Origin of the sequence: Halalkalibacter oceani (genome assembly GCF_040544555.1) — a bacterium.
GTDB lineage: Bacteria > Bacillota > Bacilli > Bacillales > Bacillaceae_D > Halalkalibacter > Halalkalibacter oceani.
In genome coordinates this window covers 17,778-35,401 of record NZ_JBEPKD010000025.1, presented here as the reverse complement: position 1 = coordinate 35,401, position 17,624 = coordinate 17,778, and the positions used below count along the sequence as shown (strand labels likewise).

The window sequence follows — 17,624 nt, the reverse complement described above, 5'->3', positions numbered from 1 at the left end:
CTACATCGCTTCCTCGTAGTCCATTTCTATTTGCTCCAAATATTCATCAAACGTAATCGCAGAATCAATGACTTCCTGTGGAATATTGATTTCACTTAAGCTGTTGAAGTTGGAATAGGTGGAATCAGCTTTCTGCCTGATTGCAATCTCTTCCCCTTCCACTGTGATGGTTAAGTCGGATTCCATTTGCTCCGATAGCGGGAAAAGCGTTTCTTTATCAAGCGTTGTCACAATGGACATTTCATCAATATGAATAGCAAGGTTAAGATCCTCCAGCAATTCCTCATCCAAACCGAGCTCAGACATATTCAGAATCAGCTCCAGCAGTTCCTGAAAGCCTTCTCCCGACACATTAAAATGCATCTCGTACGTATCTTCCTGCTCATATACTTTTAAATCCTCGATATATGCTTCCATCAGCTCAAACTGGGCGACCGGGTCGAGCTGAGTCTCAGAAAGTCCGATCATGCTTTCATACATATCCTCATCATATTTGATCCATTGATCAAACATCGAATCATAGGAATAGAAACCGTCCTCCGTAAAATACGCTTCAGAGCTAACCGATTCCCCTAATTCTTCCATTTCCATCGTCATATGCTGATAAAAGCTCAGTGGATCCGTGACCATATCCATTTGCATTCTCATATCCATCTCGATATTTTCATCGGCCATGCTCATTGCCTGCTCGATATCCACTTCCGCTGAATAACTCGTTAATTGTTGCCCGGCCGCAATCAGTTCTTGCAAAAAGGCTGCGGTATCCGTCAGCTCTTCGCCAAGCGCTGGAGTTTCCAAATAGACCGTGTGCTCCTCCTGATTCCACTTCACCTCAAAGCCAGCTTGCTCGACAACAAAACGAAGCGGGATAAACAAACGACTCTCCTTCATCATGACAGGACTGTCTATCGCGGTCGCCTGACCATTCACCTGTACCTGACTTTCTCCAAGCTTTATGTCAATCGTTACATCGTCTCCACTAATTGTCGCAGTTTGCGAATCCTGATCCCATTTAATTTCTAGACCGAGATGGGCAAATACACCGCGGACAGGGACAAATGTCCGGTTGCTCTCCAAAAAGGCCGCAGCGGAATCAGGGAGAATGACCTCTTCCCCATCAATAACGATATCCACCGCTGTCTGCGGCGCTGCTTGAACCGGGGCTGCCACCACCATCAAGAAACACACTGCCAACATCATCCAAATCGCTATACGCTTCAAGTGATCACTCCTACTTATTATTTGGTCACTCCACACATTCTCGCTTCATTCCTCTCTCCCCTTTCTCGCCGCAAATAAAACATAGTATCACAAAATATTAGAGATTTTTTGAGCCACTGCTCTTCGGTGACCTGATTCGAAAACAGTGATGCTTGTCAGAGAAAAAACATAATGTTCCCTGTTTTCGTGCAGGCTAAATAGTAAATGACGTAGAGAGTAGGGAATAAAAGTGAAATCATTAACGCGTACATTTAAAGTTTCTATACTGCTGGCTATCGGTTTTGTGTTAATTGGAGCTTTGTTCCCCCGTCCTCTTGAAGCAGCTATGCTTCAGGCGCAAGCTTTTTTTCTCAATGCCTTTGGCTGGTTTTACAGCCTTTCTGCGACGTTTTTTTTATTGCTTGCTCTGTTTCTGATCATTAGCAAGTACGGAAAAATCAGACTTGGAAAGGATACCGACCGGCCTGAATTTAGCAGACCAACCTGGTTTGCGATGCTGTTTAGCGCCGGCATGGGTATTGGACTTTTATTTTACGGCGTATCTGAGCCAGTTTCCCATTATGCCACTCCCCCTTACGGCGACGGAGGGACGCGGGAAGCGGCTTTACTTGGTTTGCGCTACACTTATTTGCACTGGGGGTTTCATGCTTGGGCGATTTATGCGATCGTCGCCTTGGCGCTGGCTTACTTTAAATTCCGTAAAGACGCACCCGGACTAATGAGCGCTACTCTTCAGCCTGTATTAGGAGACAGGGTGAAGGGAGGAATTGGACAGGTGATAGACATCGTTGCCGTCTTCGCCACCCTCTTTGGTGTCTGTGCTTCTTTAGGACTCGGATCCCAGCAGATTAATGCGGGGTTGAATTATTTGCTCGATGTCCCGATTCAATTTAGCGTTCAGCTACTGATTATCGGGATTATTACAGTGCTGTTCATTGTCTCGGCAAGTACGGGAATAAAAAAAGGAATTAAGTATTTGAGCAATACGAATATGATTTTGGCGATCATCCTGCTTGTGACAATGGTGATCCTCGGACCGACTTTATTTTTGTTGAATTTGTTCACTCACACGCTTGGCACCTATGTCCAAAATCTGCCGCAAATGGGGCTGCGCCTCGCTCCCTTTGACCGCGAACAGGCCGAATGGACACAGAGCTGGACAATTTTTTATTGGGCGTGGTGGATCTCATGGTCGCCATTTGTCGGTATGTTTATCGCCCGTGTTTCCAGAGGAAGAACGATTCGTGAATTTGTGATTGCCGTTCTCCTGCTTCCTACGCTCGTCTGTGCGTTTTGGTTTGCAACCTTCGGGGGAACCGGAATTTATCTCGATCTTTTTCACGGAGTTGATGTGGCCGGACAAAGCCTCGAAACAGGGTTGTTTTTTGTTTACGACAATCTCCCTTTTGGCGGGTTGCTCTCGGTTATTACGCTTCTGTTAATCAGCACGTTTTTTATTACATCAGCCGACTCGGCTACGTTCGTTCTCGGGATGCAGACAACAAATGGAGAGCTGAACCCTTCCAATTTCATCAAAATTTCATGGGGGCTCGTATTAGCGGCCTCGGCCATTGTTCTCATGGCCTCCGGTGGGCTGCAGGCTATGCAAACGGCGATCATTGTCAGTGCCTTTCCCCTGACTCTTATCTTACTCGTGATGAGCATCGGTTTAATGAAATCATTTAAAATCGAAGTAAGGCCTTTTGCCAAAAAGAAGAAAATTCCAAAGCCTCAGTTGGAATAACCGGACGATTTTCAGCCTTTGAGAAGAGTCTTACTACCTCCATTATTCGTAGCAAGGCTCTTTAGGTTGAATTAAGAACTACTGTACTTTTAAAACAAATGCATAAAAAGCGTCTCCATTGGAGACGTTCTCCCGCTTTTCATCCTTCCACCAAACCCCATACGAATAATAATATATACCTTTTTGCATAGGGGCAGAAAACTCATTTTCATCTATTAAGATTTCTCTTTCATTCGTTCCATTAATTTCATTAAGATAAATTTCATTTGGCAGAGGATCGTAGTCCATACTGAAAAAGATTGTCTCCCCAGGATTTACTACAATCGGTTCTTTTTCTTTTAAGAGTTCAACAGGCCCCACTGTATCAACGCATTCACTTGCCCAACAATAGGAACCAAGCTTTGTTTCATATTTTTCATTTTCAATGACTATGTACATCTCTGGTGGTTTTTCTCCTGAAAAGCTTCCATCTGAACAACCGAAAATGGTAAGAATTAAAATAAACGCCCCTATAAATCGATACTTGTTCATAAATAACCTCCTTTATAGGTAATATCGTTAAGACGTCACGATAAAGGAAAACAAAGCTTCATCCAAGAGGTTTTTACAATTTTATTATTTTTCAAATGACTTCCGCACATCAGCGACCCGCGTAGTATCTGACCATCTTTTTAAAAAAAGCCTGAGACAACGAGGCGTAATTTGAAGAAGAGTAATGGCTACGCTCATTAAGAAAAAGCTGCTGAAAAAGTGAAAATCATACTTTTTCAGCAGCTTTGGACAATCCGTATTCTCTTAGTATTCGATTTCCATTAGCTCATCAAGCGTGATGACACTGTCGGCATCTGGAATTCCAATTGAGAAGTTTGGTTCTTCGTTAATACGAGATTTCGATTGATCACCATTGATCACCAAGCCCATCGTTTCACCCTCGAATGCAAATTCAAGATCAAGGTTGAATTGGTTGTGAGCAAGGTAATGGTTACGGTCAATCACAACATACTCTTCAAAGTTCTTAATGTTCAGCACGTTCTCAATTTCTGCGAGAACAGTTTGAAGTTCAAGCTGTAGAGCGTCAAGCTCCTCTTTCACTAATTCCGCATCTTCAACGGAAATGCCAAACAGTTCAGCAAACTCAGGATCAGCCATTAAGTCGACCATATCCGGCATAAACCCGCCGATGAAAACAGTTAAAAATTCTTCAAGCTTCTCGTTCGTAAGCTCAAATTTCACCACATGCTTTGCATCAATGGAGTTTGGATAGTCAATCGCATTCAATGCTACCTGCTCATAGAAACCATCTGTAAAATGATCGAAGAATAGATCATAGATCGCCGCAGCAAGCTCAGTTTGCAGATCAAGGTTCATCATTAATGGATCTTGACCTTCAAGCTCCGCCAGTTCTTCCAAATCATATTCAATGAATTTCCCGTTCAGCTCTTCAGGTAACGGGAACAATGGTGAATTTGGCATCTTCAGCCACATTTTTGTTTCTGTCATCACAATCGGCATTTCCAATGTTACATTCATGTCACCGCCAAGTGTGACAGCGAGCACCATTTCAAGCTGCATTGGATCAAGCTGGTATGTGCCGTTCTTGATTTCAACCGAAATATCTTCAAGCACACCGGCAACCATCGCGAATTCCGGATCAACGTCTGTGAAAGAAGCAGGAAGGCTAATGCCCATTTCAAGGTCTCCTGCAAAATCGTAAGACTCAATTTCAAGCTCGTTCGCATAAACTTCTTTTAACAATGACGTTAGGTCTTCAGTATCCCCGCTTTGCATCGTTTTTACCAATAACACGGCAAACTCGGCACGAGTTGTCGCTTTGCTCGGAGCATATGTACCATCCTGGTAGCCTTCAGTAATGCCGTTTGAGTAAATCGCATCAATGGCTTCCTTTGCCCAGTGACTGCTCGCTACATCCGTAAAAGTAGCTTCGCCAGTCGCTTCTAAAGAGAAGGCATCCGTTAACACAGCCGCCATTTCAGCACGAGTTAACGATTGGTTAGGGTTGAATTGATTATAGCTTCCTGACATAATTCCTGCAGCTGTTACTGCAGCAATCTCATCATAAGCATAATGACTCGTTTCTACATCTTGATAGCTCGGCTCTGCAACCGCCGTATCTAAATCAAGAGCATTTGTCAGCATAATCGCTGCCTGTGCCCGAGTAACCGCCTGGTTTGGACGGAATGTTCCATCATCAAATCCGTTAAGCACTTCCTGCTCAACCAATGTATAGATTTCTGTTTCTGCCCAATGCCCCTCTGCTACATCGCGAAATGTTGTCTCAGCGCTTGCCTGTAAAACCGGCAAAATACTAAAGAGAAGCAAGGTTACTAGTGTTACTACAATACCTGATTTACGCATAAATATCCTCCTTGATTTTTGATCCATCCTACTTATTCTAGCTTGGATTGTCTAAATCCTGCATTTATTTTATATTTTTTTTACTTTTTACCGCTAAAAATAAAAGAATACCATAATTGGCCGTTTTTGCCCTTTATGGTATCCTTTGTTCTTTTTCTATTGCTGTTATCTTTTATCAAGTCCGTGGAAAATTAATTTCAAATAATGCTCAATCACGGATTCATACGTTTCTCCCTTTTCAAGCTGATAGGTGTAGATCACCTGCAGTCCATTTAAGACGGCCGCCGCCGCAATCCGCGGCGGGACATCTACCATCTCATCAGCCCGAATCGCTTCGGTTAATATTCGTTCCATCGTACCGAGAAGCTCCCGTTGCTTTTCCATTAACTGACGATGAAGGTCGGCAGGTATTTTCCCTATATTGTTAAGCATGATCGCCCGCAAATCCGACTTCGTGCGAAAGATCTCCAAGTTTTTCTGAAACAGCCTTTCTACTTTTTCATGGACAGTTCCCGGCTGCTGCAATACCGCCATCAGTTCGTCAACCATGTTTGAAATGCCCTTTAAGAGTACTTCGCAAAATAGGGCTTCCTTGCTTGGAAAGTATTCATACGTCGTTCCCTTTCCGACACCGGCACTTTTGGCGATATTCTGCATCGTCGCCCGGTCAAAGCCCTCTTCTGCAAAATTGCGCAGAGCCGCTTGCAAGATTAGTTCTCTCTTCTCTTCTTTATTCTTCAACTTCCACCGCCCCTGTCTGAATGCTCTTCTTTCTTGTAAAGAGACGCTTCACTCTATTTGCAAAGTCATCCAAGAAGGTATACATTACCGGGACTAAAACAAGCGTAAATATCGTTGAGAAGCTCAGTCCGAAAATAATAACGACTCCCATTGGCGCCTGCGATTCAGCTCCCTCACCAATTCCCATCGCGATCGGGACCATCGCTAACGCAGTCGTTAACGTTGTCATCAGGATCGGACGAAGACGGCTTCGACCGGCTTCAATAATCGCTTCAAAACGATCAATGCCCTGTTCCCGCAAAATGTTAATATAGCTGACGAGAATAATCGCATTGTTAACGACTATCCCCGCTAACATAATCAGCCCGATAAAAGCAGGTATACTTAGAGGCTGACCTGTCACAAACAGCCCGACTAACACCCCGACGACAGTTGTCGGTAAGGCGAACATAATCGTAAATGGATGAACAAAGGATTCAAACTGGATCGCCATTACTAAATAAACTAGGAAAATCGATAGAACGAGCGCCAATGTCAACTGCGCGAATGACTCAGCCATATCTTCAACCTGACCGCCAATCGAAACAGAGTAGCCGTCCGGCAGGTTCAAACTGTCAATACGCTGTTGAATCTGCGTCGTTACTGTACCAAGATCCGTTCCCTCCACATCGCTTGTCACGCGGACCTGGCGTTGCTGATTGCTGCGGTTAATTTCAGCCGGTCCTTGAACCTGCTTCAGCTCGGCAACCGCCTGAACCGGCACATCAACACCGGCATTTGAGCGAACGACCATCGTCTCCAGGTCACGAATCGTTTTTCGGTTTTCTTCCGGTAAAATGACGCGAACATCATACTCATTACCGTCGGTGCGATACTGTGTCGCCATTTGTCCGTTGAAGCCGAGGACAACTTCATTCATTACCTGCTGGTAAGACAAGCCATACTGGCTGGCAAGATCGCGGTCGACAATCACTTGAAGCTCCGGACGACCTTCGGCTACACTGCTTTCAACATTAGCTGTGCCATTTACTTCTTCCAGCATCCAGACAACCTGCTGTGAGAGATCCTCGAGCACTTCGAGTTCAGAACCACTAATGTTAATCTGAATCGGCGAACCTGCGCTCATCCCGCCTTCAACTCCCTGAACTGTAATCTCAGCTCCTGGAATATCGCCGATGGAGGCGGTCAATGCACTTCTTAATTCGTCTGTCGTCATTTCACGCTCGGAAGGCGGCACCATCTGAATCGTATAGCTCGCTTCATTTGAAGCGGTACCGCCAAATCCGCCACTGCCGCCACCAATTGAGACATAGCTCGTATCAATCACTTCGGCAAACGAATCTAAATGGTCATTAATCTGCTCGACAATTTGCTCTGTCTCTTCAATCGTCGAACCGCTTTGACCAACAACGCTGATACTTAGCTGTCCTTGGTCAGCACCCGGCATAAATTCCGTTCCAATAAACGGAACTAGCGAAAGACTGGCAACGATGACAGCTCCGGTGAGCAGCAGCGTCGTTTTTCGAAAACGGAGAGCCCGTTGAAGCAGGTTACCGTAACGATCACGTACTTTATTAAGCAGTTTATTAAATCCTTTATTATCCTCACCGTCAAAAGAGACCTTTACATTGCCGAGCATCTTCGATGACAGCATCGGAATCAAGGTCAGCGACGCAATCAGCGACGCAAACAGTGAGAAAGCAACAGTTAGAGCCAATGGACGGAATACTTCAGCAGCCAGGCCTTCAACAAAGACAATCGGTACGAATACGACAACCGTCGTCAAGGTGGAGGCGACAACAGCCGGAGCCAGTTCCGCTCCCCCTTCAATTGCCGCTTTCTTGATCGGATACCCTTTTTGTATCTTACTGAATGTATTCTCCAATATAACAATCGCGCTATCGACCATCATCCCGACTCCGAGGGCAAGTCCCCCCATCGAGAGGATATTCAACGTTTCCCCGGTAAAATACATTAAGGTGAAGGTTGAAATAATCGCAATCGGGATCGTTAACCCGATAACAAGCGTTGTCCGGAAACTGCGTAAAAAGAGTAGCAGAATCAAGACAGAGAGCACAGCCCCCATCAACATATTATTGACTACACTGTTAATCGACTGTTTGATAAATTGTGACGTATCCATGACGACAGATAAGGACAGCCCTTCTCGTTCAAGGTCCGGCTGAAGCTCGTCAACGGCCGCCAAAAGACTGTTGGCAACATCGACCGTATTTCCGTCTGATTGCTTCATCACCGATAGAACAAGCGCTTCCTCGCCATTCACCTGCGATTTCAATGCCACTTCTTTAAACGTATCATGAATATTGGCCACATCCGACACTTTAATACTGCCGCCTGTTTGCAGGGCAATTGGTGTTTTCGCAATGTCGTCAACCGAAGTGAACTCACCATTGACACGAAGTTGAAGATCCTGCGTTCCCCGTGTCAAATTCCCGGCCGAAGCATTGTTATTTTCTCCATTGATTGCCTGCACAACCTCCATCCCGGTCACTCCGTAATGGAGCAGCTGAGCCCGGTTCAATTCAACGAGTATTTCGCGTTCTTTCCCGCCTTCAATCCCGATGGAAGCCACGCCGCTCAGTCTTTCCAAATAAGGTTCAATATCATCTTCAGCTACTTCCTGAAGACGATCCGCTTCCGCTCCGCCTAAGCCGAGCCACATCACCGGCGTTTGCTGTGGATCAATCCGTAAAATCGACGGCCTGTTCGCCCCATCTGGCAACATCCCGGCGACCTGATCAATCCGTTCTCGAATATCGTTCATCACATCATCGATATCGCGCCCATAGTCAAATTGCATAATGACAAGAGAAGCCCCCGGAGAGGAAACGGATTCAACCGTCGTTACCCCTTCAATCGTACTAAGCGAGGACTCCACCGGCCTGCTGACTAATTCTTCAACCTCCTGCGGCGCCGCGCCGTCATAAGTCGTCGTCACGACCGCCACAGGAATATCCATTTCCGGAAACAAATCAATCGCCAGGTTCTTTAAAGAGATCCCGCCAAGAACAAGAGCAGCGATAACCAGCATGATGACCCCAACGGGGCGTTTGACTGAAAGTTCTACAAGCTTCACGTTAGTTATCCTCCTCTATGATTCTGACCAGGTCTCCATCACTCAAAAGGTTTTGGCCTTTTACGACGACCTCTGCTCCTTCCATGATGTCCCCTGTAATCGCCGTAAACTCAGTATCATAGCGGACCACTTCAACATCCTTCCGGACAGCAGCGCCATCTTCCACAACAAAGACATATGTCTCTTCCTGGCGCTCGACCACCGCCGCAGTCGGTATAATCATACTGTTTTCCACAAGCACTTCTTCAATATTTAACGTCGCTACCATACCAGGGCGAATGTCCCGGGCTTCGTTGTTGACTTCAACCTCGACCGTGATCAAGCCGGAATCGTTGTTCGTTGGTGAAATATAGGCAACCTGTCCTTGCTTCGGCTCTTCCAGACCGGCAAATTCCACCTCGATCTGATCACCGATATCAAATAACATTAGCTGCTCGGCTGTTACTTGCACCGTTGCATTGATAACATCGACTGTGATTAAACGGGCAAATGGTGCCTGGCTGGAAACAAGCTCACCAGAGCGGGACTCCACCGAAACAATTTCTCCATTTGCCGGAGCGGTAATCACATAATTATCAAGCTGCTCCTGAGCGCTCTCCACGCCGAGCTGAGCCTGCTCGACAGCGAGTTGTGCCTCCTGTACGGCGATTTCCGCATCACGCTTTGACGAAAGAGCCGACGATACGCCGATCTCCGCCTGTTCAACGGATGCCTCTACAGAAGCCAGTCCGACTTCGCTTTCAGCCTGGTTCTTATTCAATCGCACCTGCTCGTAGGCCGAAGCGGCCCGAGTTTCGGCATTTACCGCCTCTTCATATTCAACCTGTGAAATGAGCCCATCCTGATAAAGAGCGGTCATCCGCTCGAGGTTTTTCTTCGCTTCATCCCATTGCGTCTGTGCGTTCTTCAATTCGAGCTGCAAACTATCAATATTGTTTTGACGGTTTTGCTTCGCCTCAGTCAAGCTGGCTTCCGCCTGCCGCTTACTGGAGAGCGCCTGCTGATAATTCGCCTCAGCCTGATTCAAGCCATTGCGTGCTCGCTCCAGCGCACTTTGGGCTTGCCTTACAGAGCCCTGCTCTCTTTCTAATGCCCGCTGCTGCTCGCCGCCGTCAATACGTGCAAGAATTTGGCCGCGTTCGACCTGATCTCCCTTTTCTACCAATACTTCAATCAGCTCTCCCGATGCTTTCGGTATAATATCAAGATCCGTTCCAGGAGTTGCTTCCCCTACTAAGCGGTTACTACCACTTAAAGAGCCTGTTACAGCTTCGGCCACCGCTACCGGGGTCTCCGGGGGTGGTTCGTCACTTACCTCCTCAACATTATTACAACCTGCTACAAATAAACCGAATGCCATCAATAAAAGTGGTAATGTTTTTTGCTTACGCACCTGTCCCATTCGTTCTTAATCCCCTTTTCCATCCTAATTATAAAATCATCAGCTCACTGACTGACCAGTCAGTTCTGGATTTCAATAGTTTCATTGTAGGGCTCTGGAAGCACTACGTCAATTCATATCAAAAAAGTTTACAAAGTCTACACAGTTTTAATGGTACTAAGTGGAAAACTCTTCTCTCTCCTGATCATGATCAAACTACGGCCTACGCCTCCTATCCTGGGTATTTTGCAACATGCCATCTCTCTACATACGCAGTTGCCATAAAATAGTTTCATTAATTTAAACAAAAAAAGAAATGCCCTAACCAGGCGCTCCTTTCCGCCTTAATTAAGACATTTCCTTCCTTATTATTCAGTAGAATGTATTATTGATAGTCTCCTGTAATAAACAGCTTTTCCGAGGAACCAGGCGCAGCAACAGCCTCAACTTTAAGCTCTTGAATACCACCAATTTCCAAGTTCACTTCCTGTAATGGCTGACCCGCTGTCAACGTAACATCCTTTAAGACCGTTTCACCGGCAATGACTTGAACGCGAATATCTTTATCCGCATCGATCGCCGCCAGAGTCAGATTTACTGTCTGGTATTTATTCGCTGGAAGTAGGCTTATATTTTTAGCAGCCGAGTTAATGCTTTCCAACACGATTCCGGATTGATAGTCTTTGCCTTGCTGTACGGTATATCGCTTATCCACAGTTGTAAAGGCGGAATAGCCGACCTTTACCTCCTCAGACGTCACGGGCACCGACTCCGTCCCTTCTCCTAGAGAAATCGTCTGTGTTTGCTGATCCCAGTCGACTGCGACTCCCAACGCCTCCGACACTGCCCTGATTGGCAGATAGGTTGTGTTTTGATATGTAATTGGAGCTAATTTCTCATTATTTTGATCTGTCGGCACCCAATTATTCCCGTCAATAACAAAAGAAATAGACCAGTTTAAGTGAGCCGAGATCCGCTCCAAAATCGGCGACGCGCTCGCTCCTAAAGCAAAGCCAACCACCAGTACACTTGCCATCATAAAAACCATCAGCTTTTTCTTCATAAAAAAATCCCCTTCCCTTTTCCTAGTTATATGTACACCCACACCGCAGTTCAGGGAACATTTTAAACATTCTAAATTCAATCGGCAAGTTTACTTCGTACTGCATATTTTTTCCTTCATTCTTAAAAAGTGTTGAAAATTTCTGTTAAAAACAGCCCCACCTGACCTTTGACGTATGCCTAAAGGTCTGGACGCTTTAAAATAAATGATGCCGACTGCCTGTCTGCCGGAAGAACGCACTCCCAGCAGACTTCATAAACCATTGTTCAGCTAATCCTACTCCGCCTTCTTACGCAGCATAATAAACACATTCGTAATGAACTTTGAAAAGAGAAGCACGACGATATACAAGAAGAACATGTAGAATAACGTTCCCTCATATAGGCGCAGCAGGCCGATGGCAATAAAGATCGGCTTGCAAATAAAAGAGAACACCGCGGCTAATAGGATGGCGTACAAATAGTAATTTTTGTTGTGCTTTAATGTCCATTGATACATCAGCATGAAAGATACTGGAACAAGTGAGGCATCCAGGCCAAGATTGCTTGATACTTCGACCAGAATCTGATGGGGATAGCCCCAGAAGCCGTGCCTTATCCCGATCGAATCAATATAGGTGATCCAGACATGAATGTTAAAACCATAAAACCCGAGCAAAAAAGCACGCTTTTTATCAATCTTAAAATAGAGGACGATTAACGGAATAATGAGGAGTGCGAGATTAAACCAGAATTGCCACGCATCAAAGCCGGAATGCAGCTTCCAGTATTCCTTATAGGCTTTCGTTAACTCGATTTGCATGGAACGAACCTGTTCAAACATTTCAATTTGATTACTATTCATCAGACTGACTCCTTCATCTATTTCCCTATAGAATTCCCATTTTTTTCTTACTGCTATACCCTTTATGTACAAAAAAGCTGAATTTCCTGTTAATCAGCCTTTTCTCTTGCCCTCCTGTTTACGTTGAACAGCTTGCTATAACAGCTGGATTTCAGAAAACGACAGAATTTCCCTTCTCTCTCCAGGTAGTGACACGTATCATTCAACGCTTTATAATAGCAGTAAGGTTGTACAGAATTTTCACACATTTTTCCATGCAAATAGATAGGAGTTGAAGGTCATGAGTGAAAAAGGAAGCTTTGGTCAATTTGGCGGCAGCTACGTCCCTGAAGATTTAGGGAAGGTGCTTGGACTGTTAGATGAGCAATTTGAACGGTATAAAGAGGATCCCGAGTTTATCGAGGAATTCAAGTATTACTTAAAGGAGTTCGTCGGCCGCGAAAATCCGCTGACGTTTGCCAAGCATTTAACAGAGAAAAACGGAGGGGCCAAAATTTATTTAAAGCGCGAGGACTTAAATCATACAGGCGCGCACAAAATCAACAATGCGATCGGACAGATTCTGCTGGCGAAACGAATGGGTGCCACGCGCATTATCGCCGAAACCGGCGCTGGGCAGCATGGCGTGGCAACGGCTACAGCCTGCGCGGTTTTCGGGATGGACTGCACAATTTATATGGGAAAACTCGACACGGAGAGACAAGCATTAAATGTATTTAGAATGGAGCTGCTCGGGGCCAAGGTCGTCGCCGTCGATGCCGGGCAAGGACGTTTGAAGGATGCCGTTGACGCCGCCTTAAATGACCTCGTTGAAAACTATCAGAACACGTTCTATTTATTAGGATCTGCTGTTGGGCCCCATCCGTTTCCAACGATGGTGAAATTCTTTCAGTCGGTGATAAGCGAAGAGTCGAAGAAGCAAATTCTTGAAAAGGAAGGTCGCCTTCCGACCGCGGTTGTTGCTTGTGCCGGCGGCGGCAGTAACGCAATCGGGGCCTTCGCGCACTATCTCGATGAGCCGGACGTGCGTTTAATTGGCGTCGAACCGGCCGAAGCGCCTTCTCTTACAGAAGGAGTGCCCGCTGTCATCCATGGTTTTAAATGCTTAACCTTGCTTGACGAAGAAGGAAATCCGAAGCCGACCTACTCGGTTGCCGCCGGGCTTGACTATCCGGGCATCGGACCGGAGCACAGTTATTTAAAGGAAACGGGACGGGCGGAATATGTTACCGTCACCGGTGCCGAAGCGCTCGAAGCATTCCGGCAGCTTTCAAAAATTGAAGGAATCATTCCAGCTTTAGAAAGCGCCCATGCTGTCGCCTATGCCGGCAAGCTCGCCCAGTCGCTCAACAAGGACGATATTATTATCGTCAACCTTTCCGGACGTGGAGACAAGGACGTCCAGCAAGTGTACGAAATGATCAAGGAGCAGTAAAAATAAAGAATTGGTTCCATGAGGCAGGGCCCGTTCAAAGAGAGGAACCACAACGATTGTTTAAAAGCCCGTTATGAGAAACCCGCTCATAACGGGCTTGTGAAGTATGAAGCCATTGAAACGAGTCTTGCACTGTTCTTTCCGGCAGGCTTAAAAATGGTTCCCGACTTCCCCTTCCCACGGATCGCCTGACGTCCAGCCAATTGTCGTGCTTTTTTGCGTGCTCACTTTGCGTATGAGATCATCACGTTTTAGCAACGAAGGAGAAAGCTCCGTTCCAAGTCCGGGGCTTTCCAGTGGATATAAATGCCCCTCTTTAATAACCGGCTGCTCAGTGACTAGAGCCTCATAATAACTTCGATAGAAAGCGCGTACCGTTTCGACGATCATGACATTTTCCGTGCTCGTACAAACGTGAGAGTAGGCAATCGTTTGTACAGGTCCGCCGCAGTTGTGAGGGGCAATCGGCAGCTGGTACGCCGAAGCAAGCGTCGCTATTTTCTTTATTTCAGAAATTCCGCCGACCCAGCAAATATCAGGCATGATAATCGTTGCCGCCCGCTGCTCAAGCACCGGCATAAATTGAAAGCGTGAGAACAGGCGCTCACTGACACAAAGCGGGGTTGATGTCGCTTCTTTTAATTCCTTCAGCGAGCTAATCGAGTCGACAGCAATTAAGTCCTCAAGCCACATCGGCCGGTAAGGCTCCACCGCTTGGGCAATTCGAATCGCGCTCGGCACATTCCAGCAAGCATGTCCTTCCAAAGCGATCTCGATTTCATCTCCAACCGCCTCTCGTATTTGTTTAAAGGCGCTTACCCCTTTTTGCAGATCGGCGTTGGAAATCGAATGTCCTCTCGTTTTTTCGCTAAACTGGTCATAGGGCCAAATTTTCATCGCGGTAATGCCGTCTTTCAGCAGCGATTCCGCCAGCTCACCCGGTTTTTTGCGCGAGAGCTCCCAATCATTGTAGGCTCCATGACTCACACATGTATTGTACACCCGAATGGACTCCCGACATTTTCCACCAAGCAACCGGTAAAGCGGCTGATTCGTATATTTGCCTAAAATGTCCCACAGCGCCAGATCAATCGCACTGATCGCCCGCATTTCAGAGCCGGCATAACCGTGATAGTGGGCGCTCTGGTACATATCATGCCAGAGCTTCTCAATATGTAAAGGGTCCTGACCAAGTAAAATATCCGCCAAAATATCATGGATAATCGTTTCAGCCCCCATGACACGCGGCGTCGTTTCTCCAAGCCCGATGATCCCTTCATCGGTATGAAGCTGTACCCATAATAAATTGGGGTGTTCCGGTGTTCGAATCGTTTCAACCTTTGTAACTTTCACTTTCCATCCTCCTTATTGAGCCGCTCTTACAGCCCAAGCTTCGTTAGCATATCGTTAACTTCCATATGGCTTGTAAATGTCTCTACTGCCTGTTGGACATCCCTGTTCTTCAACGCCTCGAATAACGCAACATGAGTTTCCGCAATATCCTCAAGCTTATGAAAATAGCGGGGGTGCGTATGGGCAATAAAACGGCGCACATGCATATCCATCCGGCTCCAAATTTTCAGGCTGATTGTTTTTCCGGTTTTTTCGACGAGATAACGGTGGAAAAACATATCATAAGATATCAGCTTCCCCAAATCCTTTTCCGCCGCTGCTTCCCTCATTAACTGGATCGTGTCAGCCAGCACCTCCAGGTCTTTATTTGTTAAATAGTCGATCACCTTTTTAACGGCATTGAGCTCGATCATCTTCCTGTATTCAAACAACTCTTTCATTTCTTCGACTGACAGCGCTGTCACAAATGACCCGGTAAATGGAATCAGCTCAACGAATCCATCTTCCTCTAGCTTTTGCAGTGCTTCTCTTACCGGAGCCTGACTGCATGAAAACCAGCCTGCGATTTCAAGTTCCACTAAACGCTCCCTCGGCTGAAGCTCTCCGGTGAGGATCCTCTGCTGTAATTCCGAGTAGATTTTTTGTTTAAGCAATTTTTTCTCAGCTTGAGCCATGCGATTACTCCTATCTCATACAACTAAGATTATCAATAGATTATCGATAATCTATTTTTACAGTACATAACCTTTCCCTGTTTGTCTATGATCAATTTCAAAAAAATCGAAAAACTGAGCTTTTTAGACTGGTAGCTGCACACCAACGACTTGTTCCATTGGCACAGAGCTCCGCCTTTCCTCCCCATACTCTTTACCCCTTTTCTTAAAAATAGAGAAATTTCCGATCATTTATCTATACTTTTTCCTATGTCATCTCGGTAAAATCAATTTTATAATAAAAAAAGAGTAAATCTTTCCAGTGAGAGAGGAGGGTAGCCGATGAAAACATTGGTCGTCAGCTCGCTGCATCATGATCTCCAATCCCTGCAGACCAAGCTACACGAACAAGCCGGACAAATGGCCAGGCTTGAGGCAGAACTTTCAGCTTTTATTAGCATCGATTCTTTTGAAGGCGAAGGTGGAGGAGCAATCCGCAACTTCTTTCAGGAATGCCACCTGCCGTTTTTACGTTTTTTTCAGCATTTCCTCTTAGACTACCAGCGGACGATCCAACAGATGATAAACTCCCTTGAGGCTATGGAGACCGCGCAAGAAGGGGTTATTCAGCAAAGCTACCTTGACCACAATATTCAAACCGGAATTGAACAGGCGAAAACAGTGATCACTCAATTAACGGATTCGGCCAATCAGGCTATTCAGCAAGTGGGCGACATCCTCTTCCTGCCACGGATTCAGGACGAAGAGGCGTTGCACCATCTTGAACGGGCACGACAGGAAGCGGATGAAACGGTCGAGAAGCTGCTGACATTCGACCATCGGCAAACATCGGCCCTGACGAATGTGGCGGCTGATCTCCAACTGATGAAGCAGTATGTGACTGATGTGGAAAGAATGTTTCAATTTGGCAGGCTGACGGTCAATACGTTCCATCCGGGCCAATTGACGTTTCAGGCCTCTCACATTAATCTTAGAACCGAACTGTTTCAGAAACAGTCTTCCTTTCTGGCTTTGGCTGGTCATGATCCTTTCCGGTATCCGCCAATCGGCTTTCCCAACTGGTTCAATCCAACATTGCAGCCTTATGGCAGCCTGACCTTTGGCACGGTGCCTCTCGCTCATTCTGCGCACAACGTGCAGCAAGTATCGAACACCGACGATGCGCAGTATGAAATCGATACTCCTTCCGGCTGGGCGGAAGCGGGGTCGTTCGTCCTCGACTTCATCCCGATTGTCGGCAATATTAAGGCCGGTGTGGAGGCGGGAAGCGGCAGTGATCCAATTACAGGGCGTGAGCTGGAAGGCTGGGAACAGGGCTTGGCCGGTGCCTCCATTCTGTTGGGCGGCTTCGGAAAACTTTTCTCGCGTGGTACGAGAGCGGTGACAAAGCTTGGATCGAATGTGCCAATCCGCTATGATGACCGCGTAATCAGAAGAATGAGAGAGGATGGAGGCACTCATCATAACTTCCCTTCTTCTTTTGATCAGACGATTCTTTCAAAGAAACCGGCCGTAAAACGGGCGGACGGACGCGAGGAATTTTTAAATACGGGCTCAATTAACGGACAGCCGGGCGTCTACCATATTACAATAAAAGATGATGTCATTACGCACCGTTCCTTCATTCCGGAAAGTGACTGGCAGCGTTACTCCAACCGCTGGGGCTTACCGTCGATAAATGACATTAATTAGCACT

Annotated in this window: 13 protein-coding genes; 3 read left to right on the top strand and 10 right to left on the bottom strand. The window is 46.3% G+C overall.

The annotated features are described in order from the left end of the window. The gene (locus ABMB67_RS19305) at positions 1-1,221 is read right to left on the bottom strand and encodes a DUF6612 family protein (RefSeq protein ID WP_354573066.1); all 1,221 of its coding nucleotides are present in this window, start codon (positions 1,219-1,221) and stop codon (positions 1-3) included. 229 nt (positions 1,222-1,450) lie between these two features. Here ABMB67_RS19305 and ABMB67_RS19300 point away from each other — a divergent pair, with 229 nt between their 5' ends. Beyond that, the gene (locus ABMB67_RS19300) at positions 1,451-2,965 is read left to right on the top strand and encodes a glycine betaine uptake BCCT transporter (protein ID WP_354573065.1); all 1,515 of its coding nucleotides are present in this window, start codon (positions 1,451-1,453) and stop codon (positions 2,963-2,965) included. Between the two features lie 78 nt (positions 2,966-3,043). On the opposite strand, the gene ABMB67_RS19295 is transcribed toward ABMB67_RS19300, so the two are convergent. The 7 genes from ABMB67_RS19295 to ABMB67_RS19265 all read right to left on the bottom strand — a co-directional run bounded on the left by ABMB67_RS19295 (position 3,044) and on the right by ABMB67_RS19265 (position 12,466). After that, a complete protein-coding gene (locus ABMB67_RS19295; RefSeq protein WP_354573064.1) occupies positions 3,044-3,496 on the bottom strand; it encodes a hypothetical protein in 453 nt (150 codons plus the stop codon). A gap of 264 nt (positions 3,497-3,760) precedes the next feature. Continuing rightward, entirely contained in the window at positions 3,761-5,341 is a 1,581-nt protein-coding gene (locus ABMB67_RS19290) for an S-layer homology domain-containing protein (RefSeq protein WP_354573063.1), read from the bottom strand. Between the two features lie 165 nt (positions 5,342-5,506). Then, positions 5,507-6,082, bottom strand: a complete 576-nt coding sequence (locus ABMB67_RS19285) for a TetR/AcrR family transcriptional regulator (RefSeq protein ID WP_354573062.1) — start codon at positions 6,080-6,082, stop codon at positions 5,507-5,509. Beyond that, positions 6,072-9,179: an efflux RND transporter permease subunit gene (locus ABMB67_RS19280; RefSeq protein WP_251225294.1), complete on the bottom strand. Its 3,108-nt coding sequence runs from the start codon at positions 9,177-9,179 to the stop codon at positions 6,072-6,074. Before ABMB67_RS19280 ends, ABMB67_RS19285 begins: the two co-directional genes overlap by 11 nt. Position 9,180: 1 nt before the next feature. Beyond that, positions 9,181-10,581: an efflux RND transporter periplasmic adaptor subunit gene (locus ABMB67_RS19275; protein ID WP_251193686.1), complete on the bottom strand. Its 1,401-nt coding sequence runs from the start codon at positions 10,579-10,581 to the stop codon at positions 9,181-9,183. A 364-nt stretch (positions 10,582-10,945) separates the two neighbouring features. After that, positions 10,946-11,623 (bottom strand): stalk domain-containing protein, encoded by a 678-nt coding sequence (locus tag ABMB67_RS19270; protein WP_354573061.1) that lies wholly within the window; start codon positions 11,621-11,623, stop codon positions 10,946-10,948. Between the two features lie 276 nt (positions 11,624-11,899). Further along, positions 11,900-12,466: a CBO0543 family protein gene (locus tag ABMB67_RS19265; protein ID WP_354573060.1), complete on the bottom strand. Its 567-nt coding sequence runs from the start codon at positions 12,464-12,466 to the stop codon at positions 11,900-11,902. A gap of 280 nt (positions 12,467-12,746) precedes the next feature. Here ABMB67_RS19265 and trpB point away from each other — a divergent pair, with 280 nt between their 5' ends. Then, entirely contained in the window at positions 12,747-13,901 is a 1,155-nt protein-coding gene (gene trpB / locus ABMB67_RS19260; RefSeq protein ID WP_390188849.1) for a tryptophan synthase subunit beta, read from the top strand. Between the two features lie 150 nt (positions 13,902-14,051). Here trpB and ABMB67_RS19255 read toward each other — a convergent pair whose 3' ends face one another. After that, the gene (locus ABMB67_RS19255; RefSeq protein WP_354573058.1) at positions 14,052-15,254 is read right to left on the bottom strand and encodes a mandelate racemase/muconate lactonizing enzyme family protein; all 1,203 of its coding nucleotides are present in this window, start codon (positions 15,252-15,254) and stop codon (positions 14,052-14,054) included. 26 nt (positions 15,255-15,280) lie between these two features. Beyond that, complete coding sequence (locus tag ABMB67_RS19250; RefSeq protein WP_354573057.1) at positions 15,281-15,928, bottom strand: GntR family transcriptional regulator; 648 nt, start codon at positions 15,926-15,928, stop codon at positions 15,281-15,283. Positions 15,929-16,249: 321 nt separating this feature from the next. Between ABMB67_RS19250 and ABMB67_RS19245 the strand changes: the two genes are divergently transcribed. Then, entirely contained in the window at positions 16,250-17,620 is a 1,371-nt protein-coding gene (locus ABMB67_RS19245) for a T7SS effector LXG polymorphic toxin (RefSeq protein WP_354573056.1), read from the top strand. Positions 17,621-17,624 lie beyond the last annotated feature (4 nt).

Bases quoted from the DNA above. Each gene is read 5' to 3' on its own strand.
- ABMB67_RS19270 (WP_354573061.1), bottom strand. From the start codon at position 11,623: ATGAAGAAAAAGCTGATGGTTTTTATGATGGCAAGTGTACTGGTGGTT.
- ABMB67_RS19290 (WP_354573063.1), bottom strand. From the start codon at position 5,341: ATGCGTAAATCAGGTATTGTAGTAACACTAGTAACCTTGCTTCTCTTT.
- ABMB67_RS19265 (WP_354573060.1), bottom strand. From the start codon at position 12,466: ATGAATAGTAATCAAATTGAAATGTTTGAACAGGTTCGTTCCATGCAA.
- ABMB67_RS19275 (WP_251193686.1), bottom strand. From the start codon at position 10,581: ATGGGACAGGTGCGTAAGCAAAAAACATTACCACTTTTATTGATGGCA.
- trpB (WP_390188849.1), top strand. From the start codon at position 12,747: ATGAGTGAAAAAGGAAGCTTTGGTCAATTTGGCGGCAGCTACGTCCCT.
- ABMB67_RS19250 (WP_354573057.1), bottom strand. From the start codon at position 15,928: ATGGCTCAAGCTGAGAAAAAATTGCTTAAACAAAAAATCTACTCGGAA.
- ABMB67_RS19295 (WP_354573064.1), bottom strand. From the start codon at position 3,496: ATGAACAAGTATCGATTTATAGGGGCGTTTATTTTAATTCTTACCATT.
- ABMB67_RS19245 (WP_354573056.1), top strand. From the start codon at position 16,250: ATGAAAACATTGGTCGTCAGCTCGCTGCATCATGATCTCCAATCCCTG.